The sequence below is a fragment of the Pseudomonas fluorescens genome (assembly GCF_902498065.1).
Classification (GTDB): Bacteria; Pseudomonadota; Gammaproteobacteria; order Pseudomonadales; family Pseudomonadaceae; genus Aquipseudomonas; species Aquipseudomonas fluorescens_BJ.
Genome location: NZ_CABVIR010000008.1, coordinates 211,700 through 231,868 on the forward strand (window position 1 = coordinate 211,700; position 20,169 = coordinate 231,868).

19 protein-coding genes are annotated in these 20,169 nt (G+C 61.2%); 9 read left to right on the forward strand and 10 right to left on the reverse strand.

Features of this window, described 5'->3' with window-relative positions:
* Positions 1-3: 3 nt before the first annotated feature.
* The 3 genes from rsfS to F8N43_RS24650 all read right to left on the reverse strand — a co-directional run bounded on the left by rsfS (position 4) and on the right by F8N43_RS24650 (position 2,533).
* Entirely contained in the window at positions 4-498 is a 495-nt protein-coding gene (gene rsfS / locus F8N43_RS24640) for a ribosome silencing factor (protein ID WP_150630369.1), read from the reverse strand.
* A gap of 72 nt (positions 499-570) precedes the next feature.
* Positions 571-1,260, reverse strand: coding sequence for a nicotinate-nucleotide adenylyltransferase (gene nadD / locus F8N43_RS24645; protein WP_150630368.1), 690 nt, complete (start codon positions 1,258-1,260; stop codon positions 571-573).
* Position 1,261: 1 nt separating this feature from the next.
* Positions 1,262-2,533, reverse strand: a complete 1,272-nt coding sequence (locus F8N43_RS24650; RefSeq protein WP_150638409.1) for a glutamate-5-semialdehyde dehydrogenase — start codon at positions 2,531-2,533, stop codon at positions 1,262-1,264.
* Positions 2,534-2,722: 189 nt separating this feature from the next.
* Between F8N43_RS24650 and F8N43_RS24655 the strand changes: the two genes are divergently transcribed.
* Entirely contained in the window at positions 2,723-3,421 is a 699-nt protein-coding gene (locus F8N43_RS24655) for a DNA-3-methyladenine glycosylase (protein WP_150630366.1), read from the forward strand.
* Positions 3,422-3,612: 191 nt separating this feature from the next.
* The gene (locus F8N43_RS24660; protein WP_150630365.1) at positions 3,613-4,929 is read left to right on the forward strand and encodes a bifunctional DedA family/phosphatase PAP2 family protein; all 1,317 of its coding nucleotides are present in this window, start codon (positions 3,613-3,615) and stop codon (positions 4,927-4,929) included.
* On the opposite strand, the gene F8N43_RS24665 is transcribed toward F8N43_RS24660, so the two are convergent.
* The 3 genes from F8N43_RS24665 to F8N43_RS24675 are packed head-to-tail and all read right to left on the reverse strand — an operon-like array spanning position 4,930 to position 6,606.
* On the reverse strand, positions 4,930-5,520 hold the full coding sequence (locus tag F8N43_RS24665) for an LON peptidase substrate-binding domain-containing protein (RefSeq protein ID WP_150638411.1): 591 nt from the start codon (positions 5,518-5,520) through the stop codon (positions 4,930-4,932).
* Between the two features lie 10 nt (positions 5,521-5,530).
* On the reverse strand, positions 5,531-6,247 hold the full coding sequence (locus F8N43_RS24670) for an LrgB family protein (protein WP_084319699.1): 717 nt from the start codon (positions 6,245-6,247) through the stop codon (positions 5,531-5,533).
* Positions 6,244-6,606 (reverse strand): CidA/LrgA family protein, encoded by a 363-nt coding sequence (locus F8N43_RS24675; protein WP_150630363.1) that lies wholly within the window; start codon positions 6,604-6,606, stop codon positions 6,244-6,246. Before F8N43_RS24675 ends, F8N43_RS24670 begins: the two co-directional genes overlap by 4 nt.
* A gap of 183 nt (positions 6,607-6,789) precedes the next feature.
* On the opposite strand from F8N43_RS24675, the gene F8N43_RS24680 reads away from it, so the two are divergent.
* The 3 genes from F8N43_RS24680 to F8N43_RS24690 all read left to right on the forward strand — a co-directional run bounded on the left by F8N43_RS24680 (position 6,790) and on the right by F8N43_RS24690 (position 9,736).
* The gene (locus tag F8N43_RS24680; RefSeq protein ID WP_084319697.1) at positions 6,790-7,245 is read left to right on the forward strand and encodes a MaoC family dehydratase; all 456 of its coding nucleotides are present in this window, start codon (positions 6,790-6,792) and stop codon (positions 7,243-7,245) included.
* A gap of 103 nt (positions 7,246-7,348) precedes the next feature.
* Positions 7,349-9,067, forward strand: a complete 1,719-nt coding sequence (locus F8N43_RS24685) for a C13 family peptidase (RefSeq protein ID WP_150630362.1) — start codon at positions 7,349-7,351, stop codon at positions 9,065-9,067.
* 27 nt (positions 9,068-9,094) lie between these two features.
* A complete protein-coding gene (locus F8N43_RS24690) occupies positions 9,095-9,736 on the forward strand; it encodes an oxidoreductase (protein WP_150630361.1) in 642 nt (213 codons plus the stop codon).
* A gap of 188 nt (positions 9,737-9,924) precedes the next feature.
* Here F8N43_RS24690 and F8N43_RS24695 read toward each other — a convergent pair whose 3' ends face one another.
* The 4 genes from F8N43_RS24695 to F8N43_RS24710 form a co-directional block, all read right to left on the reverse strand.
* Positions 9,925-10,209 (reverse strand): YceK/YidQ family lipoprotein, encoded by a 285-nt coding sequence (locus F8N43_RS24695; protein WP_150630360.1) that lies wholly within the window; start codon positions 10,207-10,209, stop codon positions 9,925-9,927.
* A complete protein-coding gene (gene ubiX, locus F8N43_RS24700; protein ID WP_008035761.1) occupies positions 10,202-10,834 on the reverse strand; it encodes a flavin prenyltransferase UbiX in 633 nt (210 codons plus the stop codon). Before ubiX ends, F8N43_RS24695 begins: the two co-directional genes overlap by 8 nt.
* Entirely contained in the window at positions 10,831-12,180 is a 1,350-nt protein-coding gene (gene mpl / locus F8N43_RS24705) for a UDP-N-acetylmuramate:L-alanyl-gamma-D-glutamyl-meso-diaminopimelate ligase (protein WP_150630359.1), read from the reverse strand. Before mpl ends, ubiX begins: the two co-directional genes overlap by 4 nt.
* Before the next feature lie 186 nt (positions 12,181-12,366).
* A complete protein-coding gene (locus F8N43_RS24710) occupies positions 12,367-14,280 on the reverse strand; it encodes a sigma-54-dependent Fis family transcriptional regulator (RefSeq protein WP_150638413.1) in 1,914 nt (637 codons plus the stop codon).
* Between the two features lie 300 nt (positions 14,281-14,580).
* Between F8N43_RS24710 and F8N43_RS24715 the strand changes: the two genes are divergently transcribed.
* The 4 genes from F8N43_RS24715 to eutC all read left to right on the forward strand — a co-directional run bounded on the left by F8N43_RS24715 (position 14,581) and on the right by eutC (position 20,102).
* Positions 14,581-16,101, forward strand: coding sequence for an aldehyde dehydrogenase family protein (locus F8N43_RS24715; RefSeq protein ID WP_017341015.1), 1,521 nt, complete (start codon positions 14,581-14,583; stop codon positions 16,099-16,101).
* Between the two features lie 266 nt (positions 16,102-16,367).
* Entirely contained in the window at positions 16,368-17,738 is a 1,371-nt protein-coding gene (gene eat / locus F8N43_RS24720; protein ID WP_150654496.1) for an ethanolamine permease, read from the forward strand.
* Positions 17,739-17,874: 136 nt separating this feature from the next.
* Positions 17,875-19,269, forward strand: coding sequence for an ethanolamine ammonia-lyase subunit EutB (locus tag F8N43_RS24725; protein WP_150630355.1), 1,395 nt, complete (start codon positions 17,875-17,877; stop codon positions 19,267-19,269).
* Between the two features lie 8 nt (positions 19,270-19,277).
* On the forward strand, positions 19,278-20,102 hold the full coding sequence (gene eutC / locus F8N43_RS24730; protein WP_191623647.1) for an ethanolamine ammonia-lyase subunit EutC: 825 nt from the start codon (positions 19,278-19,280) through the stop codon (positions 20,100-20,102).
* Positions 20,103-20,169: the final 67 nt, after the last annotated feature.

Genomic DNA, 20,169 nt, shown 5'->3' on the forward strand with positions numbered 1-20,169 from the left:
CCCTTATTGCTGGTCTTTGTTGAGCTTGGTGAAATGCTCATGGGTGTTTTCCGGGCTGTGATGCGCAGCGCTGGCCGAACGGCTCTGCTCTGCACCGGCCCACAGGCGCTCCAGGTCATAGAACTGGCGAGCCGAGGCGGTCATCATGTGCACGATGACGTCGTCCATATCCAGCAGTACCCAGTCGCTGTCGCCCTTGCCTTCTTCACCCAGTGGCTTGACGCCCTGGGCTTTGACGGCTTCGCGGACCTTGTCCAGCATCGCGCCGATCTGACGGTTGGACGTACCGGTGGCGATGATCATGAAGTCAGTGATGCTTTGCTTCTCACGAACGTCGATGACCTGGATGTCCTGGGCCTTGACGTCTTCCAGAGCTGCTACGGCAACCTTGACCAGTTCTTCGCCAGCCAGCTCAGGGCCGGTTGGAACTTCTACTGGCAGGGGGGCGCTCTTGAATGTGCCTTTGCGCTTTACTTTAGTTACGTCTTTGTTCGTCATATAAAACTCGTTTTGCTCGTATGTTCGGGCGCTTCGCTACACGCATTCACGTGCCTTGAAGCGCACCCTTTTTCAGTTCGACGCACGGTAGAGTCCGTGCGCATCGATGTAGGCCAGGACCGCGTCGGGCACCAGGAAACGTACCGACTTACCGCTGGCCAGCAGTTGACGGATCTGGGTGGCGGATACCGCAAGCGGCGTCTGCCAGACGAATGCAATCTGTCCGCTCGGCCCTTTGAGGGCCAGCGGGTCGCTCACCGAGCGCGCTGCCAGCAGGTTGCGCAAGGCATCCGGCGGTTCGCTGTCGGCATCCGGGCGTTGCAGCACCAGGATGTGGCAATGCTGGAGCAACTCTTCCCAGCGGTGCCAAGTGGGCAGGCCGCAAAATGCGTCCCAGCCCAAAAGTAGAAAAACCTGGTCTTCAGCGGCCAGTTCGGCACGCATCAGTTCCAGGGTATCGATGGTGTAGGACGGTTTGTCCCGCTGCAATTCACGGGCGTCCACCACCAACGGTGCCACACCGGCCACCGCGCATTCGACCATCGCCAGACGGTCCTTCGCCGACACCTGCGGCGTACCGCGATGAGGCGGCCTGGCACTCGGCGTCAGGCGCAGCTCGTCGAGTGCCAGTGATTCGGCGACTTCCAGCGCACCGCGCAAATGGCCGATGTGCACCGGGTCGAACGTCCCCCCCAGCATGCCGATACGTCGAGGCGCAGGTTCGCTGGCGGTTACCGGGGCCGACGGATTAAGGTCGCCCAAGTCAGACCGTCGCCTGGCCGCGCAACTGGCCATCACCGACCACGATGTACTTCTCGCAGGTCAGACCTTCGAGACCCACCGGGCCGCGGGCGTGCAGCTTATCAGTAGAAATGCCAATCTCGGCACCCAATCCGTATTCGAAGCCGTCAGCGAAACAGGTCGGGGTGTTGATCATCACCGACGACGAGTCGACTTCCGCGACGAAACGCCGGGTGTCGGCAAGGTTTTCGCTGACGATCGAATCGGTGTGATGGGAGCCGTACTTGTTAATGTGCTCGATGGCCTGGTCCAGCCCGTCGACCACGCGGATCGAAAGGATCGGTGCAAGATATTCGGTGTGCCAGTCGTCTTCAGTGGCCACTGCGGCATCGATGATCGCCCGCGTGCGCTCGCAACCGCGCAGTTCGACACCTTTTTCGCGGAACTGGGCAGCCATCGACGGCAGAAAATCTTTGGCAACGGCTTGATCCACCAACAGCGTTTCCATCGCACCGCAGATGCCATAGCGGTAAGTCTTGGCATTGAAGGCGATGCGCTGGGCCTTCGGCAGATCCGCGTGGGCACTGACGTAAACGTGGCAAATGCCGTCCAGATGCTTGATCACCGGCACGCGAGCGTCGCGGCTGACCCGTTCGATCAGGCCTCGGCCACCACGGGGCACGATGACGTCGACGTATTCAGGCATGGTGATCAGCGCGCCCACCGCGGCACGGTCAGTGGTCTCGACCACTTGAACCACGGCGGCCGGCAGATCGGCTTCAGCCAGACCGCGTTGAATGCAGGCGGCGATGGCGCGGTTGGAATTGATCGCCTCGGAACCGCCGCGCAGGATGGTCGCGTTACCGGACTTGAGGCACAGACTGGCGGCGTCGATGGTCACGTTGGGCCGGGATTCGTAGATGATCCCGATCACGCCCAGCGGCACGCGCATTTTGCCGACCTGAATCCCCGACGGACGGAAGCTCATGTCGCGAATGGCACCGACCGGGTCCGGCAACGCGGCCACCTGGCGCAGGCCGACGATCATGCCGTCGATGCGTTCCGGGGTCAGCGCCAGACGTTCCAGCAGCGCAGGCTCAAGACCGTTGGCTCGACCCGCAGCCAGATCCAGCTCATTGGCGGCCGTCAGCTCGGCACGCGCGGCGTCCAGCGCATTGGCAGCCGCCTGCAAGGCGCGGTTTTTCTGCGCGGTGCTGGCACGGCCGATGATGCGCGACGCTTCGCGGGCGGCGCGACCCAGGCGGGTCATGTAGTCGAGAACGGACTCAGTCATGGTCGGTGGCGGTCTTTGCTAAGGTCTTGGTAAAGAGTAAAGCGGCAGATTATAGCTGTCGCGTCCCCTGACTAACAGCGGTGACGGGCGGATGGTCGAAATGGAGGCCAATTTGCCGACGTTCAGCCGTGATTAAGCTGCAAATTGTTATCATCACGACTCAATCAGCTGTGATAAATGCCGCTCATCATGACCAACCTGACTGTTCGTGCGACCGCTGCGGGCCTGCCCATCGGGCTCCCGGACGCGTTTTTCGACCGGGATGCGCAAACGCTGGCCCGGGATTTACTCGGCAAAGTCATCCGGCATCGGGTCGGCGAACTGTGGCTCAGCGCCCGGATCATCGAGACCGAAGCCTATTACTTCGAAGAAAAAGGCAGCCATGCCTCGCTCGGCTACACGGAAAAGCGTAAGGCTTTGTTTCTGGATGGCGGCCACATCTATATGTATTACGCCCGTGGCGGCGATTCCCTGAATTTCAGCGCTGAAGGTCCGGGCAATGCTGTGTTGATCAAATCCGCGTATCCATGGGTCGATGAATTGAGCGGCCCGGCGAGCTTGGCGCAGATGCTGTTGAACAATCCCGATGCCCAGGGCCGCCCTCGCCCGTCGCAAAAGCTCTGTGCCGGGCAAACGCTGCTGTGCAAGGCGCTGGGGTTGAAGGTGCCGGTCTGGGACGCGAAGCGCTTCGATCATGAAGTGCTGCTAGTGGAAGATGTCGGCCCGGAGCCGGGCCACATCATTCAAACCACGCGCCTGGGCATTCCCCACGGCCGCGATGAGCACCTGATGTACCGCTTCGTCGATGCGGCTTACGCGCCGTATTGCACGCGGAACCCGCTGCGGCGGGGACAGGTCGAAGGTCGCGATTATTTTGTGCTGACATGAACAATCAAAGAACTTTAAGCCTCCGCAATCCCTGTGGGAGCGGGCTTGCCCGCGATGAGGCCATGCAGACTGATATCAATGTCGCCTGTTATACCGCTATCGCGGGCAAGCCCGCTCCACAGGATTCAATTGTGCTTCGAGATGTGCGCGGGTCCACGGGGACCATCTGAATATTCAATGGAGTTGTTTTTATGGGCCCATGGCTCGATAGCGTGACCGGATGGCTGACGGTCAACCCGCAATGGTTGGCCGCCGCAGTATTCATAGTGGCCTTCGTGGAGTGCCTGGCGATTGCCGGCTTGATCGTACCCGGCACGGTGTTGCTGTTTGCCGTCGCGGTGCTGGCCGGCAGCGGCGCGCTCTCGTTGAGCGAAACCTTGCTGCTGGGATTCACCGCCGGGGTGCTGGGCGACATCGTTTCCTACTTTGTCGGGCGACATTTCCACCAGAACATCCGGCGCCTGCCCGGTCTGCGTCACCACCCGGAATGGATCGCCGGGGCCGAGGCTTACTTCCAACGCTATGGCATCGCCAGCCTGCTGGTCGGACGATTCATCGGACCACTCAGGCCGATGCTGCCGATGGTTGCCGGGATGTTCGACATGCCCTTCCCGCGCTTCGTCGCCGTAAGCCTGCTGGCCGCCGCCGGCTGGAGCGTCGCCTATCTGCTGCCCGGCTGGGCCACGGGGGCGGCGATTCGCTTGCCATTGCCGGAGGGTTTCTGGCCTGAGGCCGGGATCGTCGCAGGCAGTATCGCGGTGATGGTCGGCCTGAGCGCGACCAGCAGCCTGCGCCGTCATCGCAAGGCTACGATGCTGATTGCCGGCATGAGTGTGCTGATTCTGACCGGGTTGTTCATCGGCTACCCGCACCTCACCGCTCTCGATCAGGGTGTGATGACTCTGGTGCAGGAGCACCGCAGCCCGATGCTCGATGAAGTGGCCGTGACCTTCACGCTGATCGGCGAATTCCGCAACATGCTGCTGTTCAGCGCCCTGCTGACCGTGTTGCTGTTGCTGACCCGGCAATGGCGACAGGCGATTTTCGTCGGCAGCACCCTGCTCGTCACCGCACTGGGCAACACCTTCACCAAACAGTTTTTCGCCCGCGTGCGCCCGGAGGTTCTAAGTGATCCACTGGTCAGCTACAGCATGCCCAGTGGCCATGCCTCGGGCTCTTTTGCGCTGTTCCTGACACTCGCCGTTCTGGCCGGTCGCGGACAACCGCCGCGGATGCGCCTGACCTGGTTGCTGGTCGGTTGCCTGCCGGCACTGGCGATTGCCTTGTCGCGCGTGTACCTGGGCGCGCACTGGCCAACGGACGTACTGGCCGGCGCCATGCTGGCGGCGTGTGTCTGTGCGGCGAGCCTGGGGCTGATCCAGCGCCAGACCCCGCTCAATGCCATGCCACCCAAGGTCTGGTGGCTGGTGTTGCCGGCGATGGTGGCATTATTCGGGTTCTTCGCGCTGCGACATTTGCCCCACGCGATGTTGCGATACGCCTACTGATCAGGCGAACAACTCACCCTGCAATTCATCGAGCAGCGCCTGGATCGCATCCAGTCGCTGCTGCGGATCGTCGAGTTGCAGCAGGTCGATCTTGTCCACTTCGGCGAACGGCAACAGGTACGCCAACTGATTGGCCAGCGACTGTTGCCCGGTCGCTTCGGTGCCCATGTTCAGCGCTTCGACCATCGGGTGTTCGGCCAATGCCTTGAGCAGTGCGACGAGGTCGGCGTCTTCATCCTGCAACGGTTGCTCCGGCTCGTCTTCCAGCCACTCGACCTCGGCGACGGTCAGTTGATCGCGCTGGACCTCGGTGCGCAACACGTGGAAACGCCGCCCACCCTGCACGCGAATACCCAGCAAACCGTTGTCCTGTTGCTTGAAATCGGTGATCAGCGCTTCACAACCGACCAGCGCGTAACCTGCCGGAGCGATGCCGACTTCTTTACCGTCGAGAATGCACACCACGCCGAAACCGCCGCCCTGTTTCATGCAGCGGCTGATCATGTCCAGGTAGCGCGCCTCGAAGATCTGCAAATCGAGGATGCAGCCAGGAAACAGCACCGTGTTCAGCGGGAAAAGCGGCAAGCTCATAGACATTTCCTTACACCACCATCGACACCGCCAACGGCAGGAACACCGCCGTGGCCACGCCCATCAGACTCATCGCCAGCGCCGCAAAGGCGCCGCACTCTTCACTTTCCTGCATGGCCACCGCCGTGCCCACCGCATGAGCGGTCATGCCCAGCGCCATGCCGCGCGCCTCGGGGCTGTGGACGCCGAGCCGGTTCAGCAGGCTCGGACCAAAGATCGCCCCGATCACGCCGGTGATCAACACAAACACTGCCGCCAGCGCCGCGACGCCGCCGATCTGCTCGGCCACCAGCATGGCGATCGGCGAGGTCACTGACTTCGGCGCCATGGTCATCAGGATCATGTGCTCGGCACCAAACGACCAACCCAGCAACACGCCCATGCCGGTGGCGACGACACCGCCTATCACCAGCGTAGTAAATATCGGCCAGAACAACTGCCGGATCCGCCGCAGATTGAGGTAAAGCGGCACGGCCAGCGCGACCGTGGCCGGACCGAGCAAAATGCTGAGGATCTCGGTGCTCTTGCGGTACTCGGCATAAGTCAGGCCGCAGCCGACCAGTACACCAATGACCAACAGCATGGAGACCAGCACCGGCTGCAGAAAAATCCAGCGGGTTTTCTCGAACGCCGCCAACACCAGCTGATAGGCGCCGAGGGTGATGCCGATGCCAAACAACGGGTGATGAATCACCGACGCCCAGGCGCCCTGCCAGTCGAAGATCATTGCGAGTCCTCGCGGTGCGCGTGGCGCTTGACCATGCGCTGCATCAGCACGCCGGCGAACGCCATGGACAGCAGCAGCGACAACACCAGTGCGCCGACGATGGCCCAGAAGTCCGCGGCAATGTCCTTGGCGTAAACCATCACGCCCACCGCCGGCGGCACCAGCAGCAACGGCAGGTAACGCAGCAGGCTGCCGGCCGCCAGGCTCAGCGGTTCGCCGACCTGGCCACGGCTGATCAGGTACACCAGCAGAAGCAGCAAGCCAATGATCGGCCCCGGCAGCACCGGCAAAAACAAATGGTTGATGGCGGTGCCCAGCAATTGGAACAACACCAGCCAGGTCAGGCCACGTAACAACATCCGTCCTCTCCCCCGAAAAATCGCGCCCGGCATTATAAGCATGCCAACGCTATAGACCGGCATTCGCCAAAAGCATGGTCGGTTGACCGGAGCAATTTGCCATGTTGATCTAAAGTGGTAATCCGGGAGGTCAAATCCCCCCAACTCAAAACTATAAAACCGATGAACCCAAGGAGAGTCTCAATGCCCTATGTTCCCGTTGCAGAGCTCAAAGATTATGTCGGCAAGGAACTTGGACGTTCCGAATGGCTCACCATCGATCAGGAGCGCATCAACCTGTTCGCCGAAGCCACAGGGGACTATCAGTTCATCCACGTCGACCCGGTCAAAGCCGCGCAAACGCCATTTGGCAGCACCATCGCCCACGGTTTCCTGTCGCTGTCATTGATCCCGAAACTGATGGAAGACATCCTCATCCTGCCTGAAGGGGCAAAGATGGTGGTCAACTATGGTCTGGATAGCGTTCGTTTCATCCAGCCAGTGAAGGTCAATTCCAGGGTTCGCCTCAAGGTCGACATGAACGAAGTCACCGAGAAGAAACCCGGCCAATGGCTGCTCAAGGCCACCGCCACGCTCGAGATCGAAGGTTCGGACAAACCGGCCTATATCGCCGAGCCGCTGTCACTCTGCTTCGTGTAAACCCTCCCGGATGCGAAGCAGCTCACGCTGTTTCGCGACCTCTCTCTATATCTAAGTCATAGAGCTGCGGCATACTCGGTCGCCTAATTGCCCGGATCCCGCTATGCGCTCACTTGCACTCATTGCCTTGACCCTGATGCTCACCGCTTGCGGCGACGGCGAATCGCTGTTGCCGCCCGATGCGCGCCTGCCGGACGGCGGACGCTATCGCGGCGACCTGGTCAACGGATTGCTGCAAGGTCAGGGTCGCGTCGATTACCCGAACGGCAGCTGGTACGCCGGCAGTTTCGACAAGGGTCAATGGCATGGCCCGGGCGAATGGCACGGCAGCAACGGCGAAGTGTATCGCGGCAATTTCAACCTGGGGCTGTTCGACGGCCAGGGCACGCTGACCACCAGCGGCAGCAGCTACACCGGCGGCTTCAAGGCGGGTCGGCGCGAAGGCGAAGGCACCCTCAAAGAAAACGGCATGACCTATCGCGGCGAGTTCAAGGCCGATCAATATTCAGGGCTCGGACGTCTGGAGCTCGAAGACGGCAGTTCGTATCAAGGTCAGTTCGCCCATGGCAAACCCAACGGGGAAGGCCAGCGCGGCGACGCCAGCGGCAATCAGTTCACCGGCCATTTCAAGGACGGTCAGCTGGAAGGCAACGGGACGTTCAACAGCGCTGAAGGCGATATCTACGTCGGCGGCTTCAAGAACAACCAACTGCACGGCAAGGGCCGCTACGAAAACGCCGACGGCGATGTCTGGCTCGGTCAGTTCAAGGAAGGCTCGCTGAACGGCAAGGGCGAACTAATCGGTGCCGACGGCAGCCACTACATCGGCCAGTTCAGCGACTGGCGTTTCACCGGCCAGGGCCGGCTGAACTTGCCTGATGGAAGTTTCTACATCGGCCAGTTCGACGGCGACAGTTATCAGGGCCGCGGCACGCTGGTGTTGACCGATGGCACCGTGCAGAGCGGCACGTGGGTCAATGGCCAGCGAGTACGCGATGCCGACGGCAAGCTGCTACCCGACAGCCTCGAACTCGGCTTGCTGGCCCAAGGCCGCTTGCTCGAAGACGCGCTGGCCAATGTGCCCGCCTCGACCCCGGCGATCGAGTTGTACACCCTGACCCTCGGCGGTGACGGCAAGCAGAGCGTGTTCCTGCGCGAATCCGACTACGTCAGCAACATGCTGACCAGCCGCTTCGGTGCGTTTGGCCAGATTCGTTTGGTGAACCATCGCGACCATCTCGTCGATCGGCCCATGGCCACCCGGGAAAACCTGCGCCGCGCCGCGCTCACGCTGGCCGAACGCAGCGGTCCGGAAGACTTGATCTTCATCTACCTGACCAGCCACGGCACCAGCGAACACGAACTCGTGCTCGATCAGCCGCGTATGGAGCTGTCCGACCTGCCGGCCGACGAACTCGCTGCCGTGCTCGCCCCGCTGAAAAACCGCGACAAGATCATCGTGATTTCGTCTTGCTACTCCGGTGGTTTCATCCCGGCCCTCAAGGACGAACGCACCCTGATCATGACAGCTGCGCGCGCCGACCGCGTGTCCTTCGGGTGCACGGAGGAAGCCAACTTCACGTACTTCGGCGATGCGCTGTTCGCCCAGGCCCTGAATCAGACCGACGATCTTGAACAAGCCTTCAAACTGGCCAAGGCCAGCGTGGCCGAGCGTGAGCTGGCAGACAGCTTCGAAGCCTCTGAACCGCAGATCTGGGCGCCGAAAACCGTACTCTCCCACTGGCAGCTGTTACGCAAACAGCAGGCACGAAAAGCGCTACAAAGTGTCTCTATCAGCAACGAGGATGCAAAGAGCAACTAAGCTGAACAGTATCAAGGGGGGAACACTATGTACTTGACGCCTCAGCACGTATTGCTCGCCGGAGCTACCGGCCTGACCGGTGAACATTTGCTTGATCGCCTGCTCAACGAGCCCACGATCACACGCGTATTGGCCCCCTCACGCCGGCCACTGGCCGAGCACCCCCATCTGGAAAACCCGGTCGGCGACCCGACCGTGTTCCTGCCACAATTGAGCGGTCGCGTTGATATCGCGTACTGCTGTCTTGGCACCACGATCAAACAGGCCGGCTCGGAAGAGGCGTTTCGCGCAGTAGACCTCGACATGGTGGTGGCTTTCGCCAAACGGGCGCGGGAAATGGGCGCGCGGCACTTGATCGTGATCAGCGCCCTGGGGGCCGATCGCAGGTCCTCGGTTTTCTACAACCGGGTCAAAGGCGAGATGGAGTACGCATTGCGCGCGCAAAACTGGCCACAACTGACCATTTGCCGACCTTCGGTGTTACTGGGTGATCGTATCGAGCCGCGCCTGGCCGAACAGTTCGCCGGACCGTTGTCGCGCCTGATCCCGGGCAAATACCACGGCATCGAAGCCTGTCAGCTGGCTCGGGCGATGTGGCGGCTGGCGCTGGAGGAGCAGGATGGGGTGCGGATTGTCGAGTCGGATGAGTTGCGCAAGCTCGGCAAGTAATTGGCTGATTCAGGGATGAATCATTGCAAGCTGGCTCGCGCCCACATTTGTTCTGTGTCGCCGTCATCGCCAGCAGGCTGGCTCCCACAAGGGAATGCATTTCAGTGTGGGAGCCAGCCTGCTGGCGATGGGGCACACACATCCAAGGTAGGAGCGAGCCTGCTCGCGATAGGGCGCAAAGCGCTCTCCTACAACCCGCCCGTCGCCTGAAAACTCACCCCGATCACCGTCAGCACCGACAACGGCAACAACAACGTATCCAGCAAAGCACTCGCCGGCAGATCAACGCCAGGATAGCTCGGCGCCTCTGCCCCAAAACGATCCATCGCACAGCACCCGCCATTCATGGCGTACAAATCCAGTCGCGTCCCCGCATACACCAACGGCGCGCCCGGCTTGGCAGCATTCAGCGTGCGCGCCGTGGCGCAACCCGCCAATTGCAACGCCAGCACAATCATCAGCAGCTTATTCATCGCTGGTCAGATGGTGTTCGCCCCAACGCGGCAGCATGTCTTGTGGAATGTTCAGCAGGTTGAGGATCCGCGCCACCACGAAGTCAATCAGGTCATCGATGGTCTGCGGTTGATGATAGAAGCCCGGCGATGCCGGCAAAATGGTCACGCCCATATTCGACAACTTGAGCATGTGCTCCAGATGAATGCTCGAATACGGCGCTTCACGCGGCACCAGAATCAGCTGACGACGCTCCTTCAGCGTGACATCAGCGGCGCGCTCGATCAGGTTGTTGCAGGCACCGGTGGCAATGGCCGACAGCGTGCCGGTCGAACAGGGCACGACCACCATGGCCGACGGCGCGCCGGAGCCCGAGGCCACCGGCGACATCCAGTCTTCCTTGCCGTACACCCGAATCTGCCCGGCGGCCGCGCCGGTGTATTCGGTCAGGAAGGCCTGCATCATCTGGGTTTTCGGCGGCAGCGTGACGTCAGTCTCGGTGGCCATCACCAGTTGCGCAGCCTTGGATATCAGGAAGTGCACCTCACGGTCTTCACGAATCAGGCAGTCCAGCAGGCGCAAACCGTACTGGGCGCCCGAGGCGCCGGTCATCGCCAGCGTGATGCGTTCCGGGCCGTTGTTCATTTAAGCGCCTCGGCAAGTTTGCCGTGCAGGCCGCCGAAGCCGCCGTTGCTCATGATCACCACGTGAGTGCCGGGCTGCGCCTGGCTTTTCACGCGCTCGATAATGCCTTCCAGCGAATCGCTGACAATCGACGGCACCGTGCACAGCGCGGCGGTCGCCGCCAAATCCCAACCGAGGTTGGCGGGTGCATACCAGATCACCTGATCGGCATCGACCACGCTTTCCGGCAAACCGTCGCGGTGAGCGCCGAGCTTCATGGAGTTGGAACGCGGCTCGATGATGGCGATCAGTGGCGCGTCACCGATGCGTTTACGCAGCCCGTCGAGGGTCGTGGCGATGGCCGTCGGGTGGTGAGCGAAGTCGTCGTAGATGGTGATGCCACGCACTTCCGCGACTTTCTCCATCCGGCGCTTCACGCTTTTGAACGCGCTCAACGCGGCGATTCCCATGGACGGCACGACACCGACATGCCGCGCGGCTGCCAGGGTCGCCAAGGCGTTAGCGACGTTGTGCTGACCGGTCATGTCCCACTCGACCACGCCTTGAGCGACGCCTTCGAACATCACTTCGAATTTCGAACCGTCTTCGCTCAGCAGTTTGACCTGCCACTGACCGCCAGCGCCGGTGGTTTGCACCGGAGTCCAGCAGCCCATCTCGATCACACGCAGCAAGGCCGGTTCGGTGGTCGGGTGGATCACCAGGCCTTCACTCGGGATAGTCCGCACCAAATGGTGGAACTGTCGCTCGATGGCCGGCAGATCGGGAAAGATGTCGGCGTGATCGAACTCCAGGTTGTTCAGAATCGCCGTGCGTGGGCGGTAGTGGACGAACTTGGAGCGCTTGTCGAAGAACGCACTGTCGTACTCGTCGGCTTCGATCACGAAGAACGGCGTGCCGCCCAGACGCGCCGACACCGAGAAATTCTGCGGCACGCCGCCGATCAGGAAACCAGGGCTCATGCCCGCGTGCTCCAGCACCCAGGCGAGCATGCTGCTGGTGGTGGTCTTGCCGTGCGTGCCGGCCACGGCCAGTACCCAGCGACCTTGCAGCACGTGGTCGGCCAGCCACTGCGGGCCGGAGACGTAAGGCAGGCCTTTGTTCAGTACGTATTCAACCGCCGGGTTACCGCGGGACATGGCGTTGCCGATGACCACCAGATCCGGCGCCGGATCGAGCTGGGCGGGATCGTAGCCTTGAGTCAGTTCAATGCCCTGCGCCTCGAGCTGAGTGCTCATGGGCGGATAGACGTTGGCATCGGAGCCGGTCACGTGATGGCCCAGCTCTTTGGCCAGAACCGCCATCGAACCCATGAAAGTGCCGCAGATACCAAGAATATGAATGTGCATTAGTCGACCTCGTAAAACATGGCCGCAGGTTAGCGTAGGGAGGCGAAAATCGCACCTTGTGTTTCGGATCTCACGGACGCCAATCGCGGGCAAGCCCGCTCCCACAGGTCTTGCGCCATGCCTGAAAATTGTGAACGACTTAAGTCCTGTGGGAGCGGGTTTGCCCGCGATTGGTCGCGATGCGGTTTACCGGGCGATCCCGTGTTTACGCAATTTTCGATAAAGGGTATTACGGCTGACACCCAGCTGTTCAGCGGTATGCGTCATATGCCAGCGTGTCTGTTCCAGCGCATTCAACAATGCCAGTCGCTCGGCATCATCCAAGGGGTGTTCGGAAAGCTGTTCAACGGCAACAATCGGCATCGGTCGCGTCTGCCGAATCATCGCCGGCAAATCTTCCAGCCCGATCCGCCCGCCGTCACACAACGCCGCCAACGTGCGCAGCACATTGCGCAACTGCCGCACGTTCCCGGGCCAGGCAAAGCCCAACAACGCCTGGCGGGCGGGCTCATCAATCAGCACCGTCTCCACGCCCGCTTCCTGCGCAAGCAAGAAGTCGAGCAACTGTGACTTGTCACTGCGATCGCGTAACGCCGGCAGTGCGATCTCCAGCCCGTTGAGCCGGTAGTACAAATCCTCGCGGAAGCTGCCGTCCTGCACCCGTTCCAGCAAATTACGGTGAGTGGCGCTGATGATCCGCACATTGACCGACTCCGGCTCACCGCCAATCGGCACTACTTGCCGATCCTCCAGCACTCTTAACAGCCGGGTCTGCAATGCCAGCGGCATGTCGCCGATTTCATCGAGAAACAAGGTCCCGCCATCCGCCTGCTGCAACTTGCCGCGCATGCCTTCCTTGCGTGCGCCGGTGAAGCTGCCGCCGCGATAGCCAAACAGCTCGCTTTCGATCAGGCTTTCCGGGATGGCCGCGCAATTGAGCGCAACGAAGGCCTTTTCCGCCCGCTGACTGGCCTGATGCACCGCTTTGGCAAAGGCCTCTTTGCCGGACCCGGTTTCACCATTGATCAACAGCGGCACATCCCGTTCGAAGACCCGCAGGGATTTGCGGAAGTCGTCCTGCAAACCCGTATCGCCCAGACAAATGCTCGACAGTCGCGCAGGCTCGGCAGTGACCTGGCTTGGCACCACAGGCACTGGAATGCTACGCGGCTGGCCGCGCAACACCGCAAACAGGCTCCGCCCGTCGCGGGTGCGCAGCGGCCAACTGGCGCTGGCATTGACACTCGCGCGGCCCAGCAACTCATCCAGCGAACAATCGAAAAACGCCTCCACCGGTTTGCCCAGCAGCCCGCCGCGAATATGCCCCAGCAGGTTCAGCGCGCTCTGATTGACCGCGCTGATCCGCCCTTCGCCGTCGAACGCCAGCAGCCCTTCGCTGAACAAACCGACGGATTCCGCCTGCAGGTGAAAACGCAGCAACCATTGATTGTCGAAGTAGCGCAGGAAATAGCAGCTCTCGATCATCTTCGCCGACAGATTGACCAGCGCCATAGTGTGGAACTGACTCTGCCGCGAGACTTCGTGCCGCGCCGAGGAAACGTCGAGCACCGCCAGCAGTTCGCCATGCGGATCGAACACCGGGCTCGCCGAGCAGGTCAGGCCGGTGTGACGGCCGCGAAAGTGTTCGTCCTGGTGGATGGTCAGCGACTGGCGTTCCACCAGGCAGGTGCCGATGCCGTTGGTGCCTTCGCAGGCCTCGCTCCAGTCGGCGCCGAGCCAGAGGCCGGCGCGCTCGAAAATCTTCCGCTCGGCAGGTGCCGTCACGCAGTTGAGGATCACCCCGCGCGCATCGGTCAGCAGCACCGCATGACCGGCGCCGGAGAGTTGCTGATGCAGGCTGCTCATTTCGTTGCCGGCAATGTGCAGCACTTGCTGCAAGCGCTCGCGGCTTTCGAGGACGCGGCCATGTTCCAGCACCGTTGGCGCCATCGTCAGGGCCGGGTCGAGGTGATAGTCCTCAAGACAACGCAGCCAGGACCGCGCGATGGACGGATCGCTGCCGGGACCGTGCAGGTGGGACTTGCCTTGGGTCACCGTCAATACTTGCTGGGCATGGCGACTCAAATGGTTGTCGTGCATTTCTTATTATTCTCCCCGGGGCTCGGCGACCCGTACTGAGGTGATGCCAGAGCATCCTCCAGCCGGGCGAGCATTGCAATGCTGGCAAGACTGCTCAGTCACAAGCTGTGCCATGAACGGTACAAACTGTCACCCGAGGTGTACCGAAAGCGTCACAGGCGCCGCCCGCCCGTCCGACAAAAATCGCGCAAGGCCTTGATTTGTCTGACCTGCAAGGCAGTGGCCCGACCTTTGCTCTACGCTTATAGCAAGCGCACATGCGCTCTCCCTTATAAGCACAAAAGCCAAGGAGAAATCACCATGCGTTACGCTCACCCCGGTACTGAAGGCGCTATCGTTTCGTTCAAGAGCAAATACGGTAACTACATCGGCGGCGAGTTCGTCGCGCCTGTCAAAGGTCAGTACTTCACCAACACCTCGCCAGTGAATGGCCAACCGATTGCCGAATTCCCGCGCTCCACGGCCGAAGACATCGACAAAGCCCTGGACGCTGCCCACGCCGCTGCCGATGCCTGGGGCGCCACGTCCGCTCAGGCGCGCTCGCTGGTGCTGCTGAAAATCGCCGACCGCATCGAGCAGAACCTGGAACTGCTGGCGATCACCGAATCCTGGGACAACGGCAAAGCCGTGCGTGAAACACTCAACGCCGACATCCCGCTGGCCGCGGACCATTTCCGTTATTTCGCCGGTTGCATCCGCGCGCAGGAAGGCAGCGCTGCCGAGATCGACGGCAACACTGTGGCTTATCACATCCATGAACCACTGGGCGTGGTCGGGCAGATCATCCCATGGAACTTCCCGATCCTGATGGCCGCCTGGAAACTCGCCCCGGCCCTGGCCGCCGGTAACTGCGTGGTGCTCAAGCCTGCCGAGCAAACCCCGCTGGGCATCACCGTGCTGATGGAGCTGATCGGCGACCTGCTGCCGCCGGGCGTGCTGAACGTGGTGCAAGGCTTCGGCAAAGAAGCCGGTGAGGCTCTGGCCACCAGCAAACGCATTGCCAAGATCGCCTTCACCGGCTCGACCCCGGTCGGTTCGCACATCATGAAATGCGCCGCCGAAAACATCATTCCGTCCACCGTGGAGCTGGGTGGCAAGTCGCCGAACATTTTCTTCGAAGACATCATGAAGGCCGAACCGTCGTTCATCGAGAAAGCCGCTGAAGGCCTCGTGCTGGCGTTCTTCAACCAGGGCGAAGTCTGCACCTGCCCGTCCCGTGCACTGGTACAAGAGTCGATCTACGACGAATTCATGAAAGTGGTCATGAACAAAGTCCTGCAAATCAAACGTGGCGACCCGCTGGACACCGACACCATGGTCGGCGCACAGGCGTCCGAGCAACAGTTCGACAAAATCCTTTCGTACCTGGAAATCGCCAAGGGCGAAGGCGCCGAACTGCTGACCGGCGGCAAGATCGAAAAACTCGAGGGCAGCCTGGCGACCGGGTATTACATCCAGCCGACCCTGCTCAAGGGCACCAACAAAATGCGCGTGTTCCAGGAAGAAATCTTTGGCCCTGTGGTGAGCATCACCACGTTCAAGGACGAAGCCGAAGCCCTGGCCATCGCCAACGACACCGAGTTCGGCCTGGGTGCCGGCCTCTGGACCCGCGACATCAACCGCGCCTACCGCATGGGCCGCGCCATCAAGGCCGGTCGCGTGTGGACCAACTGCTATCACCTGTACCCGGCGCATGCCGCGTTCGGTGGTTACAAAAAGTCCGGCGTCGGGCGTGAAACCCACAAAATGATGCTCGATCACTATCAGCAGACCAAAAACCTGCTGGTGAGCTACGACATCAATCCGTTGGGGTTCTTCTAAAAACCGGGGGCGATGCGGGTATTCCTGTGTCGCCCTTTCGATAGTCATCGCGGGCAAGCCCACTCCCACAGGTTTTTGGGGTCAACCCAAAAATCAGGTTCACCTCAAAAACCTGTGGGAGTGGGCTTGCCCGCGATGGCGCCCTTAACGACAACATCAAAACATCGCCCTGCCGCTCTGGCATGGGCTTTGCGTGCCCGCTCTACAAGTAAATGCAGTTCCCGAAAGTCCAACAGATCAAACAATAAAAAAGACAGCGAGGACTTATGACTTCTTCCACACAGCTCAAACCCACACTCGGCACCCTGCATTTATGGGGCATTGCCGTCGGCCTGGTGATTTCCGGCGAATACTTCGGCTGGAGTTACGGCTGGGGCACCGCAGGCACCCTGGGCTTCCTCGTCACCGCGCTGATGGTGGCGACGATGTACACCTGCTTCATCTTCAGCTTCACCGAATTGACCACCGCGATTCCCCATGCGGGCGGGCCGTTTGCCTACAGCCGGCGGGCCTTTGGCGAGAAAGGCGGCCTCATCGCCGGCATCGCCACCCTGATCGAATTCGTCTTTGCGCCCCCGGCGATTGCGATGGCCATTGGCGCTTACCTGAACGTGCAATACCCGGAACTTGACCCCAAGATTGCAGCCGTTGGCGCCTATTTCGTGTTCATGACCCTGAATATCCTCGGCGTCAGCATCGCGGCGACCTTCGAATTGGTGGTCACCGTCCTGGCTGTCGCCGAGCTGCTGGTGTTCATGGGCGTGGTCGCGCCGGGCTTCAGTTTCAGCAACTTCGTGCTCAACGGCTGGTCGGGCGCAAACGAGTTCACCATTGCCTCCATCCCCGGCATCTTTGCGGCGATCCCGTTTGCGATCTGGTTTTTCCTCGCCATTGAAGGCGCGGCGATGGCGGCTGAAGAAGCCAAGGACCCGAAACGCACGATTCCCAAAGCGTACGTCAGCGGCATTCTGACGTTGGTATTCCTCGCGATCGGCGTGATGGTGATGGCCGGCGGCGTGGGCGACTGGCGCCAACTGTCGAACATCAACGACCCGCTGCCGCAGGCGATGAAAGCCGTGGTCGGCAACAATTCGACCTGGATGCACATGCTGGTCTGGATCGGCCTGTTCGGGCTGGTGGCGAGTTTCCACGGGATCATTCTCGGTTACTCGCGGCAGTTCTTCGCCTTGGCCCGAGCCGGTTACCTGCCCCGCTCGCTGGCCAAACTGTCGCGCTTCCAGACCCCTCACCGGGCCATTCTGGCCGGCGGCGTGATCGGCATCGCGGCGATCTACAGCGACGGCCTGGTCAACCTGCAAGGGATGACCCTGACGGCGGCAATGATCACCATGTCGGTATTCGGCGCCATCGTGATGTACATCATCAGTATGCTGAGCCTGTTCAAGCTGCGTAAAACCGAGCCGAACCTGGAACGCAGCTTCCGCGCACCGGGCTATCCGATCGTTCCGGGCATTGCGCTGTTTCTGGCGGTGGTGTGCCTGGTGGCGATGGCGTGGTTCAACCCGCTGATCGGCTGCGTGTTCCTTGGCTTCATGGCGGCCGGTTATTTGTATTTCCAACTGACCGCCAAGCAGCGTTTGGATGCACCGGCGGATGCGATGCTCGAAGGCGTGTGAGTTGCACCGGCGCCGGGCCGCATGCCCGGCACCTGCTTTATTGAAGTGCACACAGTTCCCTTGTGGGAGCCAGCCTGCTGGCTCCCACAAGGGTTCGGCGGTGTATTTGAGACATTTATAGAATCAGGAGGACACCGTGGCCACATTCGTCCATACCGTCGGCGCCCAGACCTACCGCTTCGCCAGCCTCAAAGAGGTCATGGCCAAGGCCAGCCCGGCGCGCTCCGGCGATTTCCTGGCTGGCGTCGCCGCCCTCAACGATGGCGAGCGTGTGGCCGCGCAAATGGCCCTGGCCGACATCCCGCTGACTCATTTCCTGCAGGAAGTGCTGATTCCCTACGAGGCCGATGAAGTCACCCGACTGATCATCGACACCCACGACACACAAGCCTTCGCCGCAGTCAGCCACCTGACTGTCGGCGGTTTCCGCGACTGGCTGCTCAGCGATGCCGCCGATGAACAGAGCCTGCGTGCCCTCGCCCCGGGCCTGACGCCGGAAATGGCCGCAGCCGTGTCGAAAATCATGCGCGTACAGGATCTGGTGCTGGTGGCGCAGAAAATCCGCGTGGTCACGCAGTTTCGCGGGACCATGGGCCTGCGCGGACGCTTATCCACACGCCTGCAACCCAACCATCCCACCGACGAACCGGCGGGCATCGCCGCGAGCATTCTCGACGGGCTGCTGTTCGGCAACGGCGACGCGATGATCGGCATCAACCCGGCCACCGACAGCATTGCCTCGATCTGCGCGATGCTGGAAATGCTCGACGCGATCATCCAGCGCTACGAAATTCCCACACAGGCCTGCGTACTGACCCACGTCACCACGTCCATCGAAGCGATCAACCGCGGCGTTCCGCTGGATCTGGTGTTCCAGTCGATCGCCGGCACCGAAGCGGCCAATGCCAGTTTCGGCATCAACCTGAACGTTTTGCAGGAAGGCTATGACGCCGGTTTGAGCCTGCATCGCGGCACGCTTGGGCAAAATCTGATGTATTTCGAGACTGGCCAGGGCAGCGCCCTGTCGGCCAACGCCCATTACGGCATCGATCAACAAACCTGCGAAACCCGCGCCTACGCCGTGGCGCGACATTTCAAACCGTTTTTGGTGAACACGGTTGTAGGATTCATCGGCCCGGAGTACCTCTACAACGGCAAACAGATCATTCGCGCCGGCCTCGAAGATCACTTCTGCGGCAAACTGCTGGGCGTGCCGATGGGCTGCGACATCTGTTACACCAACCACGCCGAAGCCGACCAGGACGACATGGACACCTTGCTGACCCTGCTCGGCGTGGCCGGGATCAACTTCATCATGGGCATCCCAGGTTCCGACGACATCATGCTCAACTACCAGACCACCTCGTTCCACGACGCGCTATACGCGCGACAAACCCTGGGCCTGAAACCCGCGCCAGAATTCGAACAGTGGCTGGCCAGAATGGGCATCTTCACCCAGGCAGACGGCAAGATTCATTTCGGCGACCGACTGCCGCCAGCCTTCCGCCAAGCGATGGGGCAACTGGGATGACTGTGGAGATGGATAAACCGCCTGTTGACTCAGAAAATCCATTGCTGCAACTGCGGCGCCTGACCCCGGCGCGGATTGCCCTTGGCCGCACGGGCACCAGCATGCCGACCAGCGCACAGCTGGATTTCCAATACGCCCACGCCCAGGCTCGGGACGCGGTGCACCTGCCCTTCGACCATGCGGGGCTCAGCTCGCAACTGGCCGAATGCGGGTACGAAAGTGTGCTCCTGCACAGCGCCGCCACAAACCGGGACAGTTATTTACAGCGCCCTGACCTGGGGCGGAAATTGAGCGATGAGTCCGCGCAAATCCTGCGCAACCACGCTTCAGCCCACCCCGGCGGCGTCGATCTGGTGATTGTCGTGGCTGATGGTTTGTCGGCACTGGCAGTGCACCGTCATACCGTCCCCTTCCTTGCGCGCATGCGAGAGCAGATCGAAGTCGATGGCTGGACGGTTTCGCCGGTGATTCTGGTAGAACAGGGCCGGGTCGCGGTGTCCGATGAAATCGGTGAGCTGCTGGGCGCCAAAATGGTGGTGATCCTGATTGGCGAACGCCCTGGCCTCAGCTCCCCAGACAGCCTGGGATTATATTTCACCTACAATCCAAAGGTCGGCCTGACGGATGCCTACCGCAACTGTATCTCCAATGTACGCCTGGAAGGCTTGAGCTATGGCATGGCGGCACACCGATTGCTTTATCTGATGCGTGAAGCCTGTCGGCGGCAGTTGTCGGGGGTCAACCTGAAGGACGAAGCACAGCTTCAGACGCTGGAGTCGGACGCAGGTGCAGACATGAAAGGTAATTTCCTACTGAGTCCGCCGAATGCCTGAACCGTTTCCGCATTGCGTTTCTCATTCGGTTTCAGGCAGGATCGAAACACGGCTGCCCGAGTGAGAA